Source organism: Gaetbulibacter saemankumensis DSM 17032, assembly GCF_000425645.1.
Classification (GTDB): Bacteria; Bacteroidota; Bacteroidia; order Flavobacteriales; family Flavobacteriaceae; genus Gaetbulibacter; species Gaetbulibacter saemankumensis.
Map to the genome: position 1 here is coordinate 197,052 of NZ_AUDV01000005.1, position 19,790 is coordinate 216,841.

The 19,790-nt window shown below is 34.5% G+C and carries 9 protein-coding genes; 4 read left to right on the forward strand and 5 right to left on the reverse strand.

Translation table 11 applies throughout. From position 1 onward, the window contains the following. The first annotated feature begins 86 nt into the window (after positions 1 to 86). Positions 87 to 1,277, forward strand: coding sequence for a DcaP family trimeric outer membrane transporter (locus tag H611_RS13750; RefSeq protein ID WP_051238674.1), 1,191 nt, complete (start codon positions 87 to 89; stop codon positions 1,275 to 1,277). A gap of 101 nt (positions 1,278 to 1,378) precedes the next feature. Here the strand turns inward: H611_RS13750 and H611_RS0100910 are convergent, their stop codons facing one another. The 5 genes from H611_RS0100910 to H611_RS0100935 form a co-directional block, all read right to left on the reverse strand. After that, positions 1,379 to 3,088 (reverse strand): discoidin domain-containing protein, encoded by a 1,710-nt coding sequence (locus H611_RS0100910; RefSeq protein ID WP_027136577.1) that lies wholly within the window; start codon positions 3,086 to 3,088, stop codon positions 1,379 to 1,381. Between the two features lie 704 nt (positions 3,089 to 3,792). Further along, positions 3,793 to 3,924 (reverse strand): hypothetical protein, encoded by a 132-nt coding sequence (locus H611_RS14945; RefSeq protein WP_262486393.1) that lies wholly within the window; start codon positions 3,922 to 3,924, stop codon positions 3,793 to 3,795. Between the two features lie 123 nt (positions 3,925 to 4,047). Next, positions 4,048 to 5,298, reverse strand: coding sequence for a cellulase family glycosylhydrolase (locus tag H611_RS13755; RefSeq protein ID WP_051238675.1), 1,251 nt, complete (start codon positions 5,296 to 5,298; stop codon positions 4,048 to 4,050). A gap of 18 nt (positions 5,299 to 5,316) precedes the next feature. Then, positions 5,317 to 8,646, reverse strand: a complete 3,330-nt coding sequence (locus H611_RS0100930; protein WP_027136578.1) for a glycoside hydrolase family 2 TIM barrel-domain containing protein — start codon at positions 8,644 to 8,646, stop codon at positions 5,317 to 5,319. Positions 8,647 to 8,995: 349 nt separating this feature from the next. Beyond that, entirely contained in the window at positions 8,996 to 10,351 is a 1,356-nt protein-coding gene (locus H611_RS0100935; RefSeq protein WP_027136579.1) for a Gfo/Idh/MocA family protein, read from the reverse strand. A gap of 814 nt (positions 10,352 to 11,165) precedes the next feature. Between H611_RS0100935 and H611_RS0100940 the strand changes: the two genes are divergently transcribed. The 3 genes from H611_RS0100940 (at position 11,166) to H611_RS0100950 (ending at position 19,252) form a co-directional block, all read left to right on the forward strand. Beyond that, positions 11,166 to 12,851 carry a LamG-like jellyroll fold domain-containing protein gene (locus tag H611_RS0100940; protein WP_027136580.1) on the forward strand — a complete coding sequence of 562 codons (1,686 nt, stop codon included), beginning with the start codon at positions 11,166 to 11,168 and terminating at the stop codon, positions 12,849 to 12,851. Between the two features lie 14 nt (positions 12,852 to 12,865). Further along, positions 12,866 to 14,710, forward strand: a complete 1,845-nt coding sequence (locus tag H611_RS0100945) for a T9SS type B sorting domain-containing protein (protein WP_084158112.1) — start codon at positions 12,866 to 12,868, stop codon at positions 14,708 to 14,710. A gap of 444 nt (positions 14,711 to 15,154) precedes the next feature. Continuing rightward, positions 15,155 to 19,252, forward strand: coding sequence for a hybrid sensor histidine kinase/response regulator transcription factor (locus H611_RS0100950; protein WP_027136582.1), 4,098 nt, complete (start codon positions 15,155 to 15,157; stop codon positions 19,250 to 19,252). Positions 19,253 to 19,790 lie beyond the last annotated feature (538 nt).

The window sequence follows — 19,790 nt, forward strand, 5'->3', positions numbered from 1 at the left end:
TTTTAGGCATACCAGAAAGACCAGTCTTTAAGTAGATAACGAGAAATATATTAAAAACAAAGATTAAATTATAAACGAAATTTTATATGCATTTATCAGCATTAAATTATTTTTTCATTCTTAGTGTTGCATTACTTTTTAGCCCCAATATACACGCACAAGAAATACTACAAAAGACCAGCTTTAATTTTGGCGGTTATATTAAAACCGATCTCCTTAATACCTGGTACAACAATGGGGATGTTGACGATCGAGCTGCTATCCGTGATTTTCATATCCCAGGACAGATTCCAGTAGGAGAGCAAAATAGAAACTATGATCTTGATTATAACATAAAAGAGTCTAGATTCAATTTTGATGTAACTACAACACTATTAGGTAAAGAAGTACATGGTTTTCTGGAACTGGATTTCCTTTTACCAAATCAAGGGGATGAAAAGGTAAGTAATTCATTTAATCCACGAATTCGACATTTTTATTTTGAATGGGATAAATTTACAATTGGCCAAACTTGGTCTACATTTATGATTGTATTACTACCAGATGAAATTGATTTTACAGGTGCCATGGACGGATTGGTGTTTAACAGACAACCTCTTATCCGTTATAAAACGAATAACTGGTGGTTTTCTTTAGAAAATCCGGAAACAACTGTTGTCCCATTAAATAGTTCGGCCATTGAGGTGGCCGATGCTGATATTCTGCCCGATTTAGTGGTGCGTAAAAATTTTAATGGTAAATGGGGAAACTGGGCGGCTGCAGGAATTATAAGGACACTCAGTAAATCATCCGATAATATGCAGCGAAGGGCATTAGGATATGGTATTACAACAGGAGGTAAACTAAAAATAGGTCAAAAAGATGACGACCTAAGAATCATGTTAACCGCTGGACAAGGTCTAGGCAGGTATCTGGCAGTCAACTTTATTGCAGGAGCGACGACAGATGAGGATAACCATTTAAATACCATTGGATCGTTAAACGGTTATATCGCTTATAATCACTACTGGCAACCTAAATTAAGCTCCAGTTTTAGCATTTCAGGTTTTAAAGCCTCAAACTATAAAAATGATGTAAACCAAAACCTTAATAACAGTTCCTACAGCATTTCAGGAAATCTAAAATACGACCCTATTAATGTTTTACGCTTCGGAATAGAATATATGTATGGTTATCGTGAACTTTTAAACGGTGTTAATGGTAGTTTTCATCGTGTACAGCTCGCTGCCAAATATACGTTTGGCTATCGAAATTCGGCCACTTATGAAAAAGATTAAAATTTCAAATAAAACTGATTGCATATAAAAACAAAAAAATCGAAGGTTAAACCTTCGATTTTTTTATTCATATTTTATAGTGATACAAATAACGATCGCTACTATAAAAGAATATCTATTTCAGAAAACAATAAATTTTGGTCATTAGAAGCGGTCTTAGTCGTATAAATCTCATCGACTAAAATCTTAATATGCTGTGTAGTTGTACTGTTATCAAAGTTCAGCTTAACCTCTTCCGCTTCAGCCAATGAATTTATTGTCACATCTGCTGAGGTTGTGAAGCTTGTACCATCAGTACTTGTTTTCACTACAATATGTTTAGGTCGCCATTGGTGATTTGCTCTTTTAGAGTAGAAATACATACCTTTTATGCTCTTAACCTCACCCATATTTATATTGATTTCATGGGCACCCTTCTCTGCTATCTTATATGGCCATTGGCACTGCCAATAAGTATTAAGATCTCCATCTATGGCCTGATTTGCAACAAATCCTTGACCAACATCTTCAGTATTGGCTGTTATCGTCCAATTGCTTCTATCAGTAAATTCATGGGCCTCATAAGCATATAATATATCGTCATTAGGTATTTTGGTTGCTAAATCCGTTGTGTAAAAGTGCCCATCAAATATCTTATTATTTCTACCAAAACCACCGAAACCAGATTCTGTGATTGCATTGATCTCTATTTCTGCGTTGCTTTTATGGTTTGTTTGAAACCCATTGAACAAATCGGCATATTCTACTTCAAGAGAAAACGAGTATTTGTTGTTACCTTCGTCTACTGTGCTAACTAAGTAGAAAATCTCATCATAACTGTCGTTCGGGAATGTTTGATCTACATTTTTAAAATCAAAACCTACGTTAACATAAGGTGTAACTTGGTCTGAAGTAAACGACCCCGACATAACAATCTTACTTGCTGTTACGTCTTTGCTAATGCTCATAGATTTTAACGTATTATTTGGCCTATTCTTGTAATAAACAATTCCGTTATCAGTTCTATTAAATATTTGACATTTATCAAGTACTGCACAATCTGCTTGAGTAATAATCATTCGATCTGGCTCACTATGATAGGTAAATATTCCCCAGTCACCCATTAACGAAGTTAACGGTTTTTTTGAGGCCTTTCTGGCATTGTGGTGTAAGCCCAAGCCATGCCCTAATTCATGAAGCATTCCCGAATACTGTTTAGCACTTTCTTCCAATTGGAGGCCGTTAAAGAAAAATCCTGGCATTTCGTGCATTGAAAAATCATCAGACTGAGCAACAGCCCATGTTCCTCCTCCAAAGTATCCAATTTTTGACTTTTGAGGACCTAGAATGAGCATATGGTCACTTAATTTAAATCCAGAAAATGGAGCTGGTCGTTTCATTAGAAAATCTCGTACTTCCTTTCTTACCTGAGGTTTATTTGCTTCTATCGCATAATATTCACTACTTTCTTTACCATATATTACGCCAACTTTTACAACTCCATGTTGATCTGTTACTAATCCAAAAGTTTTCTTCCCAAAACCATTGTAGTCCATTAGGGTTTCATACCATGACTGCATAAACAGTATCATGTCTGAAATATCGTTGAGTGTAGGATTTAATAAACTTTGTTCTACAGCAAAATCGGTTGGCATGAAATACACCACTTCTAGTGCGTATTGATCGGGTCTGTTTACAGAAAAGGTTTGCTTCTCCTCCTCTTGAATTACCTCCTCTTCCTTAGGTTTAATTACTTCTTCTTCAACTTGATCCTTTGAACAGGCAAAGCATAAAAGCAAGCAGGTTAAGATTAATATATAATTAGTTTTCATTTTCTTTTAAATAACATTAATTTCTTTAGAACAATTTCTATTTTTCTTAGCACTATTATATGTCTTATATTATGCTTTATTTATGATAAATCTATTGTTACATTAAACTGAGCCTATTTATCACACTAGTTTGTACAACGGATATGTAAAATGTGACTTTTATTTTCGAATAATATCATCAATCAAAATATTATGATTGATGATATATTCGAAATCACTAAAACTAACACTACAATATTTTTATCAAAAAATCAATGGGTCTACCCTTTAGACATATTTGCTAACTATACAAAGTTCATTATATTATATTCTATTCCCGTTGAAATTTTAATTGAAAACAGGAGATATATTCATCATAAATCAGTAGATTCTAAGACACTTTATTGAACAACAAAACAACTTGGCATAAAACACAAAACATTAAGCAGATATTTATTAGTTCTATTTATAGAAAAATGAGTCACTTCAAGTTCAATTTTTCGGCACTATTTTATGTCTCATATGTCATATATTATGATAATCCTATTGTTATATTACAATGAAGTCATTTATAACCTAAGGTTGTATATAAATATTTATAATACAACCCTATAAAATTATTCCCTTAAAAGTACAATGCTGTTTATCATTAAATTAGTACCGTTTTCTACTCTGGCTTTTAAAACAAGTTTGCCATCGTTACTATCCTCTCGCATCACATGAAATTATTCATATTCTGGTGTAAGCACTCCAAAATCTGAACATACAGTTTTAAGTCCAAATCCATGTTGCGCTAATGATCCAGGTAATAAAATGCTTTCGGAAGATTTTGCTTGCTCAGGTACCAGATAAATCAATTTTATTTTAGGCTGATAAATAAAATGAAAAGCATAGTAATATTACTATGCTTTTCATTTGCTTTGTACGTATTTTATTTACCATTATCCTTAGCCTTAAGGATAATTAATAGGAGCATGCTATTATTTCTTATTTGACTTAGTAAGCTCCTTAAATATTTTTATTTCATCTTCGCTGTAAGGTGTCCCATCAAACCTTAATAAATCATGAAACCACAGTTCGGGTTCAGGAAGTAGTGTTGGATCAGTTTCAACATTACCAATTTCCCTTTCGTAACTCAAACTTCTATTACTACCAGCAGCTGTTGTGCGGCTTGACCAAGGCCAAATAGTTCCACTTTTTCCCGCTACAAACCCCCAATTGATGGCACCAACTTTCATTTCTTTCAGGATGGGTAAACAATTCTCAACAGTATTATTATGCGTTCTGGCCAACCATTCAGTTGCAATTATTGGTCTACCGTACATTTGAAATTTCTTAATTTGGTTTCTCAGATGATTAGGTGGGAGGTAAACATGGATTGAATGAAGATCTGAATTAATCCTGTTGATTTTAAAATTCATCTTACCAATACTACCATCTGTAGTGCTCGTGATTGGCTGAGATGGGTTTACTTCTCGTGCCCATACCCAGGAATCATATACTAACTGGCTAGATTTGTCTTTTATCTTTGCTGGGTTTTCCTTTTTCACCCAGTCACCATCGGGATTACTACCTCTGCCAGGTTCATTGTACAATTCCCATAACAGGATACGGTCATCGTCCTTGAAACGAGTCATTGTTTTTTGAACATAGCCTTTAAGTTGGTTTATTTCTTCAGTAGTGGCTTCGTTATTAGCATATCTTAAAGCCAAATCCCTTGCGGGGCAATTCACCCATCCCGAATTATGGAAAGCCCTTACAGGCAAAGGTTGAGGTCCCAATTGCGGATTAGGATAGTGACAATCATCAAAAAATACAAACCAGGGGCGGATGCCATGATTTTTGCAAATCGTCAGAAATTCGTCCATTCGCTGATACAATCCTTCTTCATCATCCTGCCAAACCATGTCGTGCAAAAAAACACGAAGCGTATTCATACCCATGTCTTCTGCCCAACCCAACTCTAAATCAATGCGCTTTGGATCCCACGTTGATGCCTGCCACATATCAATCTGATTTATTGCCGTAGCTGGATAGTAATTACAACCAACAAGCCAGGGCTGCTTCTTGTACCACTTGTTTATTTTTTTAACTGACCATTGCCCAGGCACCGCATTGAGTGTATCAATTTGAGCTGAAAGGTAAAGTGACGTGAATACAAATAAAAAGGAGAGAACATATGTTGTTATTTTATTTGCCGAATAAAGAACTATTTCATTTCTTGATTTCATCTTATTTTTATTTAATTTTTATTTATTTTTTTTACTTATTTTAACTAAATCAGTTTTATTCATTCCTTTGAAAGGAACCAGGTAGAAAGCATATTTATGTTTTTTGTTTCCTTCAATTAAATATTTCTTTCGGGGCTTGCTCCCCCAACTGTCATCTCCTGCAACTCCTCGTTGGTCTAAATCGATATTTAACTGTACAAGGTCCTGTTCCTTAATATCAATGGTGTGCTTACTTCTATTGAGTTCGGGAATGCCGTCAATTCTGTATTCAACATCTACATCATCTACTTTACCATAATTAAGCCCTTCAGCTGTATCGAAATCTTCATTAGGCATATGTAATGCACTTATACCCAATCCTTTTGCAACATTATCTGCAACAACCATTAAACCAGTATTATTATTATTTGATAAGGCCACCCAACGCACATCTGTCTTATACCCATTTTCTTGTGGACGTATATAAGGCACGTATTGATCTGCTACCTTAGATTCATATAAATCAATAAAAGCAGATGCCTTTCTGTCTTTATAATTTTCCCAAGGTCCTCTTCCATAATAAGTCATGTTATCATATTCCTTAAGTATTTGCATTCTCATGCCTATTCTAGGAATATCGCCTTTATACGTCGTTTCATTAAGCATATTTTCAACCCTGATAACACCATTTCCATTTATAGTGTAGAGGCTTACAAACGTAGTCTCTACCCCTGGTAATTGATAAGTTACTTTAAGGTTTACAGTATTTTCACTTGGTTGACCTACTTCCACCTCGGTTACTTCAGAAAACAATGACGCCTTTTTCCATTCAATATTATATCTATACATTTTGGAACCAGAATCATTATCCGTCACGGCGCGCCAAAAGTTTGGCTTTGGCCCTTTGCCATCCTTCAATAGTTCCTTTCCCTGAAATTCATATGTTGTGATACGACCTGCTCCTTTATCAAAAACTACACGAACAACATCATTTTCAACAGTCACACTTCCATCCTTTTTTGAAACATGAAGTGCTGCCCTATTACCGATACTAGTACTTTCTTCGGTGTAAAATTTATCCAATCGTATTTGCTCCCTAGCCACCTCAAACCCTTTGGGCAACAGTCCCCAACTTTTCGAGGTGACGGCTGAAATGACGACGAAATACTCTGTATTCTTTTGGTATTCAACATCATCAAGACTTAAACGCACTAACTTTCCTGTATGCGGTTCTACATGTAAGGTTTCAATAGGAATGGTTTTTAGCACTTGTCCGTCTGCCTTAATTTGTGCCACCATATCGAACTGATCGAGATCTGTAAAATCATATAAATTCTCTACAAAAACCCTCAGCTCATTAAAGTTATTAATTCCATTGTTCTTAAAGTTGATGAACTCATGTGCTTTCTTCACCTCATATAAAGCCGGTTGTGGTGAACGATCCGGGAATACAATACCATTATTTAAAAAATTATTGTCTGATGGCATGTTTTCACCATAATCACCACCGAATGCATAATATTTCTCACCGTTTTCATTTGTTTTCCAGATAGATTGATCTACCCAATCCCAAATAAAACCTCCTTGTAGGTTTTCGTATTGCTCGATTATATCCCAATAATCCTGAAAATTACCTGTGCTATTTCCCATGGCATGGGCATATTCACTTGGAATAAATGGTCTGTCTGTTTTATGCTTACCTATATACTCAAAGTAGTCAGGTGATGGGTATTGAGGTACAAGAATATCCGTATTCCAGTCCATGTCCAACATAGTGCCGTCCCTGTCCTTGTAGGGACGCTCATATTGTACCGGGCGCTTCGATTTGTCGTTAGCTTTAATAGCTTTATAGCCAGCGTAAAAATTTACGCCATTACCAGCTTCATTTCCTAAAGACCAAATAATTACCGAAGGATGGTTCTTGTCGCGCTCAACCATACGTATCATGCGATCGACATGCTGGGTTTCCCATGTCTCGTTTTTTGCTAAAGATTCCTTACCGTAGTACATGCCATGTGATTCTATGTTAGCTTCATCCACCACATAAATTCCGTGCTCATCACACAATTCATAAAACCTGCTGCCTCTAGGGTAATGGCTTAATCGAACCGCATTGATATTGTTCTCTTTCCACATAGTAATGTCTTTCAGAATTAATTCTTCAGACATAACATGTCCTGTTACAGGATCAGCTTCTTGCGTATTGACCCCCTTTAGGGTAATATGCTGACCATTAAGACGTAAAATGCCATTTTTGATTTCTACACTTCTGAAGCCTATTTTTCTCGAGGTAGTTTCAATCAGCTTACCCTTCTTGTTCCTAATTTCAATTTGAAGCGTGTATAGATTTGGATGTTCTGCCGACCATGGTTTCACATTTAAAATACTCGCGTTAAAAGTTGAATTTAAACTTTCTTTTGAACTAATAGTCGCTGTTTTTGTAGATTCTGAAATTACTTTGTCGCCATCTAATATCTTATAAGCAACCTTAACTTTTTGTGCTTTCTCTAAATGGTTTTGTAAATCGATATCCAGTTGAAATGAACCATTTTCATAAGCTTTATCTAAGTTAGAAACCACTTCAAAATCCTCGATTCGAACTTTAGGCTGTGCATAAACATAAACATCTCGCTCAATTCCGCTTATTCTCCAAAAATCCTGGCATTCCAAATAGGCTCCATCAGTCCACCTGAAAATTTGAAGTGCTATCGTGTTTTTACCCGGTTTAGCGTATGTTGTAATATCAAACTCTGCTGGTAGTTTGCTGCCCTGGGAGTACCCTACATACTGGCCATTTACCCAAACAAATCCACCGGATTTCATTGCTCCAATATGTAGAAATATTTGCTTGTTATCCCAATTATCAGCTAAGGTAAAATCTCTTCTGTAAGACCCTACTGGATTGTAGTCGTGAGGCACTTTACCAGGGTATTTAGGCACAGAACGTGGGTATTCTGGATTTAAAAACTCTATATCCTTAGATACGCGGGCCTTGTTATCGGCAAAATCGTATTGGTGGTTTACATAAATAGGAATACCAAAGCCTTCAACTTCCCAGTTGGAAGGCACTTTTATATCGTTCCAGTTACTTACATCGAAACTTGGGTTCATAAATGTGGTTGGTCTATCTTTCGGAGAACGTACCCAGTTAAATTTCCATGTACCATTTAAAATCTGTTTAAAAACAGGAGTAGCAGCATCTCGGTCCTCTAACGATGAAAACGATGTAAAAGTGGCATGGGCAGCCTCTTTATTTTCACTAATAACACTTACATTTTCTATGTAATCCCAAATATTAATATTCTGACCCTGTCCTATAAAAAATATTTGAAAAACAATTAGTGTGGCAACGATTTTATTAATTCTCATATAATATTTAATATTTTGCTATTCTTTAAGTTAGATAATTAAGTACAATCAAAATTATCAATAATTAATTATTCTACGCGAGTTATAGGCTACTTTTCCAAGCCCTTTGTTAAGATTTTTCGATTTCCGGAATCCTATGCATTCCTTTTCAATAATATTAAACAAAATATCTATAATATGCGACGTTGGGTGGCAACATTAAATACTTCCTCAATATCGGTTTATAAAAAGATAAAACCAGTAAACAAAATTTATGACCAAATATGTCACTTTATTGTTACCGGTTTTGCGCGCTATTAAATCTTACTGTGAGTAAATTAAGGTTTCTTCTTTCAATTTTACTGTTATTTTAGTAAGTATCCTTATGCCAGTTATAAGGCTTACGCTTTACCCAATTTCCTCTGGTGAAATCCGGGAAATCTTGTGGCTCACCGTTATTCTCGATAGATAATTCTGACAATGGTGTAATGGCGCTCCAAGCGGCAGCATCATAAGCATCCAATGGTGGTGCAATGTTTTGCTTGGCAGATTCAACAAACGCATTTAGTACAAAAAAGTCCATACCTCCATGTCCTGCTCCCTCTGCTTTTTCTCCATATTTTTTCCATAATGGGTGATCATATTTCTTTAACCACTCATCGGCAGCATCCCAATGGTGAGGTTTAGTCACTCCATCAATATGTATTCTATTACCATCTACTTCCCAAAGACCATTGGCGCCTTGAACCCTAAATCCTAAAGAGTAAGGTCTAGGCGAATTACAATCATGCGTTACTATAATAGTTTCGCCATTAGCAGTTTCTATTGTAGATGTGATAATATCCCCTTGCTTGAATTTTAGTTTGGCATTGGGGTGATCTTCTCCTCCATGCTTCACTATATAATTATGAAGTCCAACGGCTTTCGTAGCATGTGATGTTAAAGACAGAAAACGGTTCCCCCTGTTAATATCACACATAACAGCTACTGGCCCTACACCATGTGTCGGGTACACGTCGGCATTCCTTAATAGAGAATGTTGCGTTCTCCAGGCCGATTCAGAAATTCCCTTGTCACCAAACTCAACCCCTCGACCATAAGCAGTTTCACCATCATTTAACTTCACAAATCGTAAATCGTGCTGATAACCACATCTAAAATGTAAAAGTTCTCCAAATACATTCTGTTTTACCATATTTAATACGGCTAATATATCTCTGCGATAGTTTACGTTTTCCAAAATCATTAAATGAGTACCGGTGGATTCATGAGTATTTACTAAATCCCAGCATTCTTCCATGGTATTCGCGGCAGATACTTCTAACCCTGTATACTTTCCAGCTAACATAGCATCTTTAGCCATACGGGTATGCCACAACCAGGGTGTTGCTATTATCACAGCATCTACCTCTTTTAATTCTAACAGATTTCGATAATCATGTTCATTACTACCAAACACAACAGGTTTTTTTTGCCCTGCTTTCGCTATAGTATCTAAAGCAACATTTATACGGTTAGGGTCTATATCGCATATTGCGGTTACAATAACATCGTCTCTATGTAATAAATTATATAAGTGATTTGTTCCACGCAACCCAACACCTATTAAGCCAATGCGTAATTTTTCTTTGAAAACAGCACTTTTACCAAATGAATAACTTGGCATGATGGTCATGCCCGCTCCGGCTATTAAAGAGGTTTTTATAAAATTTCTTCTTTTATTCATTATAAATTGTCTTTATGATTATCAAAATAGTTTTGAAACTATATTTACAAAGTTATTTGAGATGAACACAAATTAGCGGTGAAACATTAATGCAATACGGTGTGTATTTTAGTCAAAAAAGGACGAAATTACTGATACACACATATTTCAAAGGGTTTACACCTAATAAAAACAACAATCCTTATTACATCTAATTACACCTATTCAGACTACGCGGTGCGTTTCTATTTTATACGTACACAAAATCCAGATACTATATAAATAATGTATAACCAAACTAATAAGCCTAATGAACAACAAAGGATTTTTGAAAATTATATCATTTAAATGCCCAGTTTTACGGAAATAAAATTTCTAAGAAAATCCAGATGCAGAGCTTCCAGAAATTCTTTTTAGAATAAAGTAAGTTAAAATTTATAGCATCTCGTCCTTTAACAATTTTAGATTATTAACTGGAGAGGAAAGCGGCGCGTATAAAAAGAAAAATAATCACCCATAAAAATAATTCAAAAATTGTTTAAATAATTACAGATATGAAGCTATCAACCTAACTACTTATGTTATATATTCTTAATACAAAATCAAAGTACCGCAACTATATAAAGAAAAACATTGTGGATAGACTTATTTAATTAAGATTCGACTAACTGCGCATTTTAACCGATACAATACACAATGCTCTGAAAATCAACCAATACACCCCCTATTTAAGCCGATTTATTCAACGCTTTTTTTTAGCATCCTTATGTAATTTAGTAACATAAACTTTAACCCTCTATTAACAATTTTAATAACTATCTAAATACATTAAATTATGAAAACAAAAACTACATTTTTAAGCTTAGCGTTTTTCATAGCAGGGCTATTTACTATTTCTATAGGTAATGCTCAAGCTACAGATCCAAACGCTTTTTTACAACTTACATTTGATAACGAGTTAACTGCAACAACTTATCTCCCTACGGATATTGCTTTTACCAAAGGTGGTGGTAATCCTATAAGAAAGGCAGATGGCCCTACAACGGCTACAACTGTTGGAGGCATAACTCTTACAAATAGTTTTGGAAAAGCTTACGATGCTTCAACTGTTACTGCTGATAGTCTAATAACCTCTACCAGTAATTTTTCCATTCGGGGGTCACAACCAAGAACCATTTGTGCATGGGTAAAAACAACTGCTGGAGGATTTATATGGCAAATGGGATATGATGGAGGTGCTCAGGCAAGGATGGCCTTAAATTTGACAGCTACAGCCTTAAATCTTCAAATACAAAATGGTGCTACCTTTTCGAATGAAATAAATTGGAATGATGGCAACTGGCATCATGTTGCTGTGGTATATCCTGGAGGCACCTTAGACAATGTTATATTTTATTTTGACGGTGTTGATGTTGGAAACGTAGGAAGCGGTACAAGTAATACAACTCCAAACACCTATAAGGATATTATAAAAATTGGACATAGAGATGCCACTCGGTTTTTTAGTGGACAAATAGATGATATTCGCATCTATGACATTGCTTTAAGCCCAGGCGATATTAATGAAGTACTTCTTGGAAATTCTATTACTGCTACCCCTCCTGCTGCTCCTGCCCCAGTTTTAGCAGCACATTATAAATTCGAAAATAACTATGATGATTCTGCAGGTAGTCTTCCTCTTCAATTAGATGGTACAACTTGGCCAACTAGCAGTGATATAGGATTTGATAATGTATCACCAGCTGTAGGGACCTATAATTTTCAATCCGCTGAAACCACCCCTAGCCCTGATGACAGACTGGTTTCTCAAGGAAACCTACCTTCTTCGCTTGTTGGTAATAGCGCAAGATCTATTTCTGCATGGGTAAGGAGTGGTCCTTCGTCAGTTTTTCATGGACTTGTCTTTTGGGGTGATGCTTCCACTAGATTTGGTTTGCTTATTGAAAAAAATCTTAGCAGATGTAGAGCTATAAGCACCGATGATTTGTTTGATAGTAATGATGATGGTGAAGGGAATTTACGTGATAATGAATGGCATCACCTAGCCTTAACTTATCATAATGGTAAAATGTTTATGTATGTTGATGGAAATGAAAAGTTCGAATTGGTAGAATTGCCTAATACAGCAACTTCAGCACTTACTGTTGGCGCAGATATAACAACAGGTAGGTCTTTAATTGGAGACTTGGATGATATTAGGTTATACGAAGGTGTTCTTTCTAAACAAGACGTTTTGGATATCATGAAAGACTCAACTTTAGGTATAGAAGACAATAGAAATACCAGTACGTTTAAGGCCTATCCTAACCCGGTTAACGATATTTTAACCATTGCCTCTAAAACAGTATCGAGCTCATTAGATGTAGCCGTTTACAATATATTAGGAGCTCAGGTAAAAACCAATATCTCTCAAGAATATGGAGAAGCCCGTGTAGACATGCGTGGTTTAGCACCTGGATTTTATAGTGTTATTGTTACCGCAGACGGAAAACAATCCAGCCTAAAAATACTTAAGAAATAAATTAACTTAAAGCTATGTTTCGGTCTTACAGAACTATAACCATAGCTTTAATACTTTGCGCTTTCGCTTTGCAAGGCTTACTGGCCCAAAGCGGAAGCGCAAAATTTTGTATCGATGCCGAACCCCTTTGTGCGTTAGAAGGTTTTAGTTATCCGAATAACCATGGTCGAGATTTTGCCGAATTTGGCCCAAACTATGGCTGCATGCGCGGACGTCCCAATCCATCTTGGTTTTATCTGCAAATTGACCAGGGAGGCGATATAACACTTAAGTTAGAGCAAAGTAAAACGCCACAAGGACCAGCCGATTTAGATGTTGATTTTATTATCTATGGCCCGTTTACGGACCCCAGATTACCTTGTACAGATGATTTAACAGCACAAAACATTATAGATTGTAATTGGTCGCCAAACGCCATTGAATATGCCAATATCACCACAACAAAAACAGGTGAATACTATTTGCTCATGATTACTAATTACTCTGTTTATCCTGGCTATATAAGCGTTACTAAAACGGCAGGTACTGCTACGACGAACTGTGTTATTGTGGAAGATCCTGAATACAGAACAGATATAGCCTGTGAGGGTGAAACCGTGACTATGGACGCCACAACTACAAATGCGATAAGCTATACTTGGCTGGAGGAAACCAGTCCTGGAAGTGGTGATTTTACCGAGATTACAGGGCAAACTACAAGCACCTATTACAGTACCAGTACCAAAACCTATAGAGCCGAAGCCCGTAATATGGCAAATAAAGTGATAAAAATGTATGAGTTTGACCTCCAATTTATTACAAGCCCTGTTGTGCCAAGCGAAATAAGTGATTATGAACTTTGCGATAACCAAGGCACCAACGATGGGCAAGGTACATTTGACCTATCTTATATGGATGCCGAAATTTTAAATACGCTTGACCCAAACACTTTTGAAGTAACCTATTACGACAACTACGACAAGGCATTAAACCATACGGAACCTCTAGTCTCAGCATACAACAATATAAACCCCTCTGAACTCATTTATGTGCGAATAGATAATATTAGTACCACAGAGGTTACCTGTTTTGATGTAGGAAGCTTTAACCTGATTATGCACAAAAACCCAGAGCCTATTTTAGACCCCGAATATATTTTATGTATTAATACTAATGGGTCTGAAGACATTGCAAGCCCTCCCCTCTTAGACACCGGATTAAGCAGCACCGATTACCTATTCGAATGGTACCTCGATGGTATTCTTTTAAACAGTGAAACCGAGGGTTATATTTTTCCCACATCTTCTGGGCAATATAGTGTAACTGCTACAGATAGGACAACAACCTGCTCTGGTTACGCCAGTACAACGGTGCTCACCAGCGAACCTCCTAAGGTTACGGCCGAAGTTAACTCCTACTCCTTTATTGAAAATAATGTTGTGGAAGTAACTGCTACAGGTGTCGGTTTACAAGACTATATTTACCGTATGGACGAGGGTGCATGGCAAACCGATGGAACTTTCGACAATGTTTCTCTTGGCACCCATATATTTACGGTTAATAATTTAAGTGGGTGTGGTGAAACAAGCATAAGTCTTTTTGTAATAGACTACCCCCTTTACTTTACGCCCAATGGTGATGGTGTTCATGATACCTGGCATATAACTTCGAGATTAGGCGACCACTTTCAGGCTACCATTAGCATTTTTGACCGATATGGAAAGCTCATTAAATATTTAACGCCCGATAGTGCGGGATGGGATGGCACCTTTCAAAATATTCCCATGCCCACGTCAGATTATTGGTTTACTGTAGCCTATACAGAACCTAAAGACAATAGTAAACGTATTTTTAAATCACATTTCGCCTTGAAACGATAAAAATGATAAACTTCTTTAAAAAAATAAAACTCGAATTATTCTTATTTACTTTTTACCTGCTTATTATCTTGTGCCTGTGCTATATAATTTTTTAATCCAACCTATTCATAACAGATTCGATTACAACATAAAATACCCTCTTACATATACTAAAGACCCAACAAAATTGTTTGATTTCTAAGATTGCCAATTCTTATAAATCGGAGTCAAATCAACGATTAAGTTGTTTTCTCCCTTTTCGTAATTAAGATAAGAATAATTTCCAAAGAAAACCCTGACGTAATGCATCAGGGTTTTCTTTTAAATTAAAATTAAATCTTAGGATCACTAGGTATTACGGCTCCGAAAAAAATGTGTTAGTCCAATATTTTTTTTTATGATTCAAAAACACTTAATTTTGCTTATAACCTAATTAAATTTATAATCAAATAATCGCCAGTATTAATGAAAGTCAAAAAGTGTTATATATCATTTTTCTTATTACTCTTTATATGTGCTTTTGGCAAGGCACAAAACAGCACCAATTTCGAAACCATCGATACTCCTTTTAAATTTCCTATTGATATAGCATCAGATCACTTGGGCTACCTGTGGATCACTGATATTGACGGAATTTACAAATTCATTGGTCATGATTATTTATTTATTCCTCATAAAGAAATATTTGGCGAAGATTTTGTTGTTGATAGGGATTTTACACTAAAAAGAGATTATTCATCTAATTTATGGATTACTTCTGAAAACGGAGAGCTTACAAAAATAGATAGTTTAGGAAACTACAGCTCTTTTAAAAACAATGTCAGTTACAATAAAAAACCAATAAAAATAAAAGCCTTAGAACCTAGCGAAAACAGCATGTGGTTTGGAAGCGACAATGGTACCCTATTAAAATATGATAACTTAAAAGCTACCATAGATAGTATTAGCACATTACCAGAAGTAGAAGGAAAAACCCAATATATAAAATCACTAGTATTTACAACGCCTTCAAATATGTATCTTACTACGTTAAAAGGTAAAATATGGCACTATGATGTAAAGCAAAATATATTTTCCAGAATATCACTTTTTCCAGAAAATTACAATCTCCCTGTAAGTTTAGATAAAGACATAAATGGAAATTTATGGTTAGCAACAGAAGATCAAGGTTTAATATACTATAACCCAGAATCTAAAGAAACTAAACAGTTTGGCAAAATACAAAAAAGTCAAAATCAAGAAAAATACGCCTATTTTATTAGTGTTTTTTGTGACAGTAATGGGGTTGTTTGGGCTGGAACTGATGGAGATGGACTTTATAGTATCAATACTAAAACTTCTGAAGTTCAAATTTATAAGCATCAATATTACAATAAATACTCCATAAGCAACAACACCATAATTAACATAATTGAAGATTTAAAGGGTAATTTGTGGTTTATTAGTAAAAAAGGAATCATCAATGTATTACCTAAAAGAACCAACAATATTAAACATTACACTGGTTTAGACAACAATAGACAAGCCTTAATTTTATCTATCTTAAAATCTTCTAAAGGTGATTTGTGGCTAGGTACAGATGAACATGGTTTAACCCGTATTAAAGATAAAAACAAAGTAGTTAGATATTATAAAGATAAAAAAGGGGATAATTATTTTGAAGGTGAATATATTCAATGTTTAGAAGAGGACAGTAAAGGAAATATATGGATAGGCACCTACAAAAACGGGGTTTGGGTATTTAATATTGAAAATAATACCTTTAAAAAAGTAAATGTTCCTATTAATACATCTAATGATGTTCGCGATTTATTAATCGATTCTAAGAATAGAATTTGGGTGTTATTTTCCGAAACAATATGCGTTTTGTCTGAACGTGGTGAATTTTTGGCAAATCTTAACCCAAGTCCTAATGGTTACATCGAAGATACAGACAATAATATATGCCAGGATAGCCATGGTGCGCTTTGGTTAAATATTGGGAAAGACAAGCTGTACCGATTTGACGAAAATTTAAACGACATTACACTTTCTAATTTTGAAGAAATTGCCTATTTCAACAAAGAAGCCGCCGATAACTCCTTTAATTACAGCATTCGCACCATGACTATTGACCATGATGATAATTTATGGCTGATTACTTTCTCCGGTTTTGTAATTAAATATTCTATAAAAGAAAACCTTTATACATCATATTTAAACTCTCCACAATTTAAAAATTATTATATTATTTCTATAATTGAAGATGATAATAATGATTTATGGTTAGGTACATCCAATAATGGCCTTATTCATTATCAAAAAGAAAACCATTTGATAAAATCTTATTACAGTCATGATGGTTTAAATATAAAACAGTTTAGATCCAAAAGCACTTTTAAAGATAAAGACGGTATGCTTTATTTTGGAGGCGAAGAAGGCGTTAACGCCTTTTATCCTGACAAATTAGTAAAGCAAAAAAACAATGCCAAATTGTATATTAATGACATTAGTATATTAAATAAGCCTGCTCGACATATTTTAAAAGACCAAATACATGGGCATATCGAGCACATAAAGAATCTAACATTTAAAGCCAATCAATCCTCTTTTTCTATTAAATTTTCTGCCATAGATAATGTTTTAAATTCAAATTATTTCTACGCATATAAATTAAAGGGCTTTGATGAAGATTGGATTGTACCAGGAAAGGATATTTCAGCTCATTACACCAATATCCCTGCCGGGAACTATACTTTCCAAGTAAAAGCTGGGACTAAACCCAATGCCTGGGATATTGCTCCCATAGAACTAGGTATTAAAATAAAACCTTATTGGTGGAATACCATTCCCGCTTACATAGCCTATCTTTTCATTATTACTTTTTTAGTATACAGTTATGTTATTAGAAAAAGATTAAAAAATGAACTACTCAAAGAAGCCTGGCAAAATGAACAAGCAAAGGAACTTTATGCCATGAAAATGAATTTCTTTGCAAAAATGTCTCATGAAATTCAAACACCTTTAACTCTTATACTGGGACCGATTAACGATATGCTGGCTAGAGCATCTGCTAATGGAAATGGACTCTTAAAACAGCGTTTAACCATGATTAACAATAATGCGAACAGACTGTCGCGTTTAGCCATGGAACTCATGACTCTTCGAAATAAGGAACTTGGAAAATTACGTCTTTATGCTTCGAAAAATAACCTTATTGAACATTTAAAAAACATTACCATATCCTTCAGTGAACAGGCCCGTTTTAAAAAAATAGACTTCGTAGAGCACTACCCTTCCAAAGATATATTTGTTTGGTATGATAAGGATAAAATTGAGCATGTCATATACAACCTATTATCTAATGCCTTTAAATTTACTCCCAACAATGGACGTATTGAAGTAAAAGTTGAAGTAAAAAAGAAAATAGAACAGATAAACATTTCTGTTAAAGACTCCGGACCTGGTATCCCTAAGGAAGATTTAGATGATATTTTTGAACTTTTTTACCAATCAGATTTAGGAAAACAGGTTAAAGGGACAGGCATTGGATTAGCTCTAACCAAAGAATTAATAGATTTACATAAGGGAAAAATAAAAGTAAATTCCTGTCCAGAGAAAGGCACTTCTTTTATCATTTCACTTCACAGCAAGGAACACCTATTTGCTGAAGATGAAAAAATATATTTAGAAAAAACGGAAACAGAATCAACATCTCTAGAGGCAGATTTTAAGGCTTTAGAAGATGAATTAAAGTCCATTAACAAAAACAAACAAGTAAAACGACACACATTAGTTATTGTAGAAGATAATGTTGAAATGCAAATATTTTTAAAAGATGTATTATCAAATAGCTACAATCTATTTATTGCAAAAAATGGTGAAGAAGGTATTAAAATAATTGAAAAACATAGCCCTGATTTAATTATAAGCGACATCATGATGCCCGTAATGAATGGTCTTGATATGTGTAAAATATTACAAAAAAAGAAGTCAACTGCCCATATCCCAATAATTCTTCTAACTGCAAAAAATACGGATACAACAAGGTTAAAAGGACTTAAATATGGTGCTATTGAGTATATACAAAAACCATTCAATTTTAGTGAATTACTTCTTAAAATAAATAACATAATTACTACAAAAGAAAGAGCGATTTCAAAATATAAAACAGATAAAATTAGTACACCTGAAGAAATATCCGAACCCTCAAGAGATGATGTTTTTATGAATAATTTGGTAAAAGAACTTAATGAGCATATAGTAGATCCAAATTTTAAACTTGATGATTTATCAAAATCTCTAGGTATGAGTTATTCTGTAATTTACAGAAAGTGTCAGGATATAACCGGAAAAACACTTGTGGAATTTCTTAGGTCTTTTAGAATCAAAAAAGGAGCCGTATTAATAATCGAACAGGGTTATAACATTTCAGAGGCCGCTTTTATGGTAGGTTATAAAGATTCTAAATACTTCACTAAATGTTTTAAAGAAGAATTTGGAATTCCTCCAAGTACATTAAAAAGAGATGCCAAAAATTTAGGTATTGACGTGTTAATAAAAAAATATAAACTTAAACTATAAGTTATAATATTCCTTTTATAAAATGCATGTCTTTTATTCTAAGCAACAGTAACCACATACAATTAAAGTCATTATAATCATCCAGATATATTAGTATCTGTTAGTCCAGACTAACGCAACATCTGCATACATACAATATCCCACTTAGGCGAAAAGTAGATAGAAATGCAGGATAATCTTAATCTGTAATCTTAGCCCAGTCATTATTTATTCCAAAAATATGTGGCGCAATAGGTTTGGCTTCAACAATAATATCAATAGCACCTGGGTTATTACTAGACCCTAGAAATAATAAAAATATAAGAGCATACCCATAGTTAAATAATTTATTAATATACAATGTTTTTCAGCATTAATAATATTAGTTTTTAATGAGTTAAACATAGAATTATTACGATGCTTCTAATTTAGTCATAATTGGTAAAATTTTAGGCTTTTGATATTTTTAAACCCGAAACATAAGGAACTATCAATTAATAGTTTACATAAATTCATTTATAGACAAAAACACTTTTAAAAAAATCAATATATCAGTTAG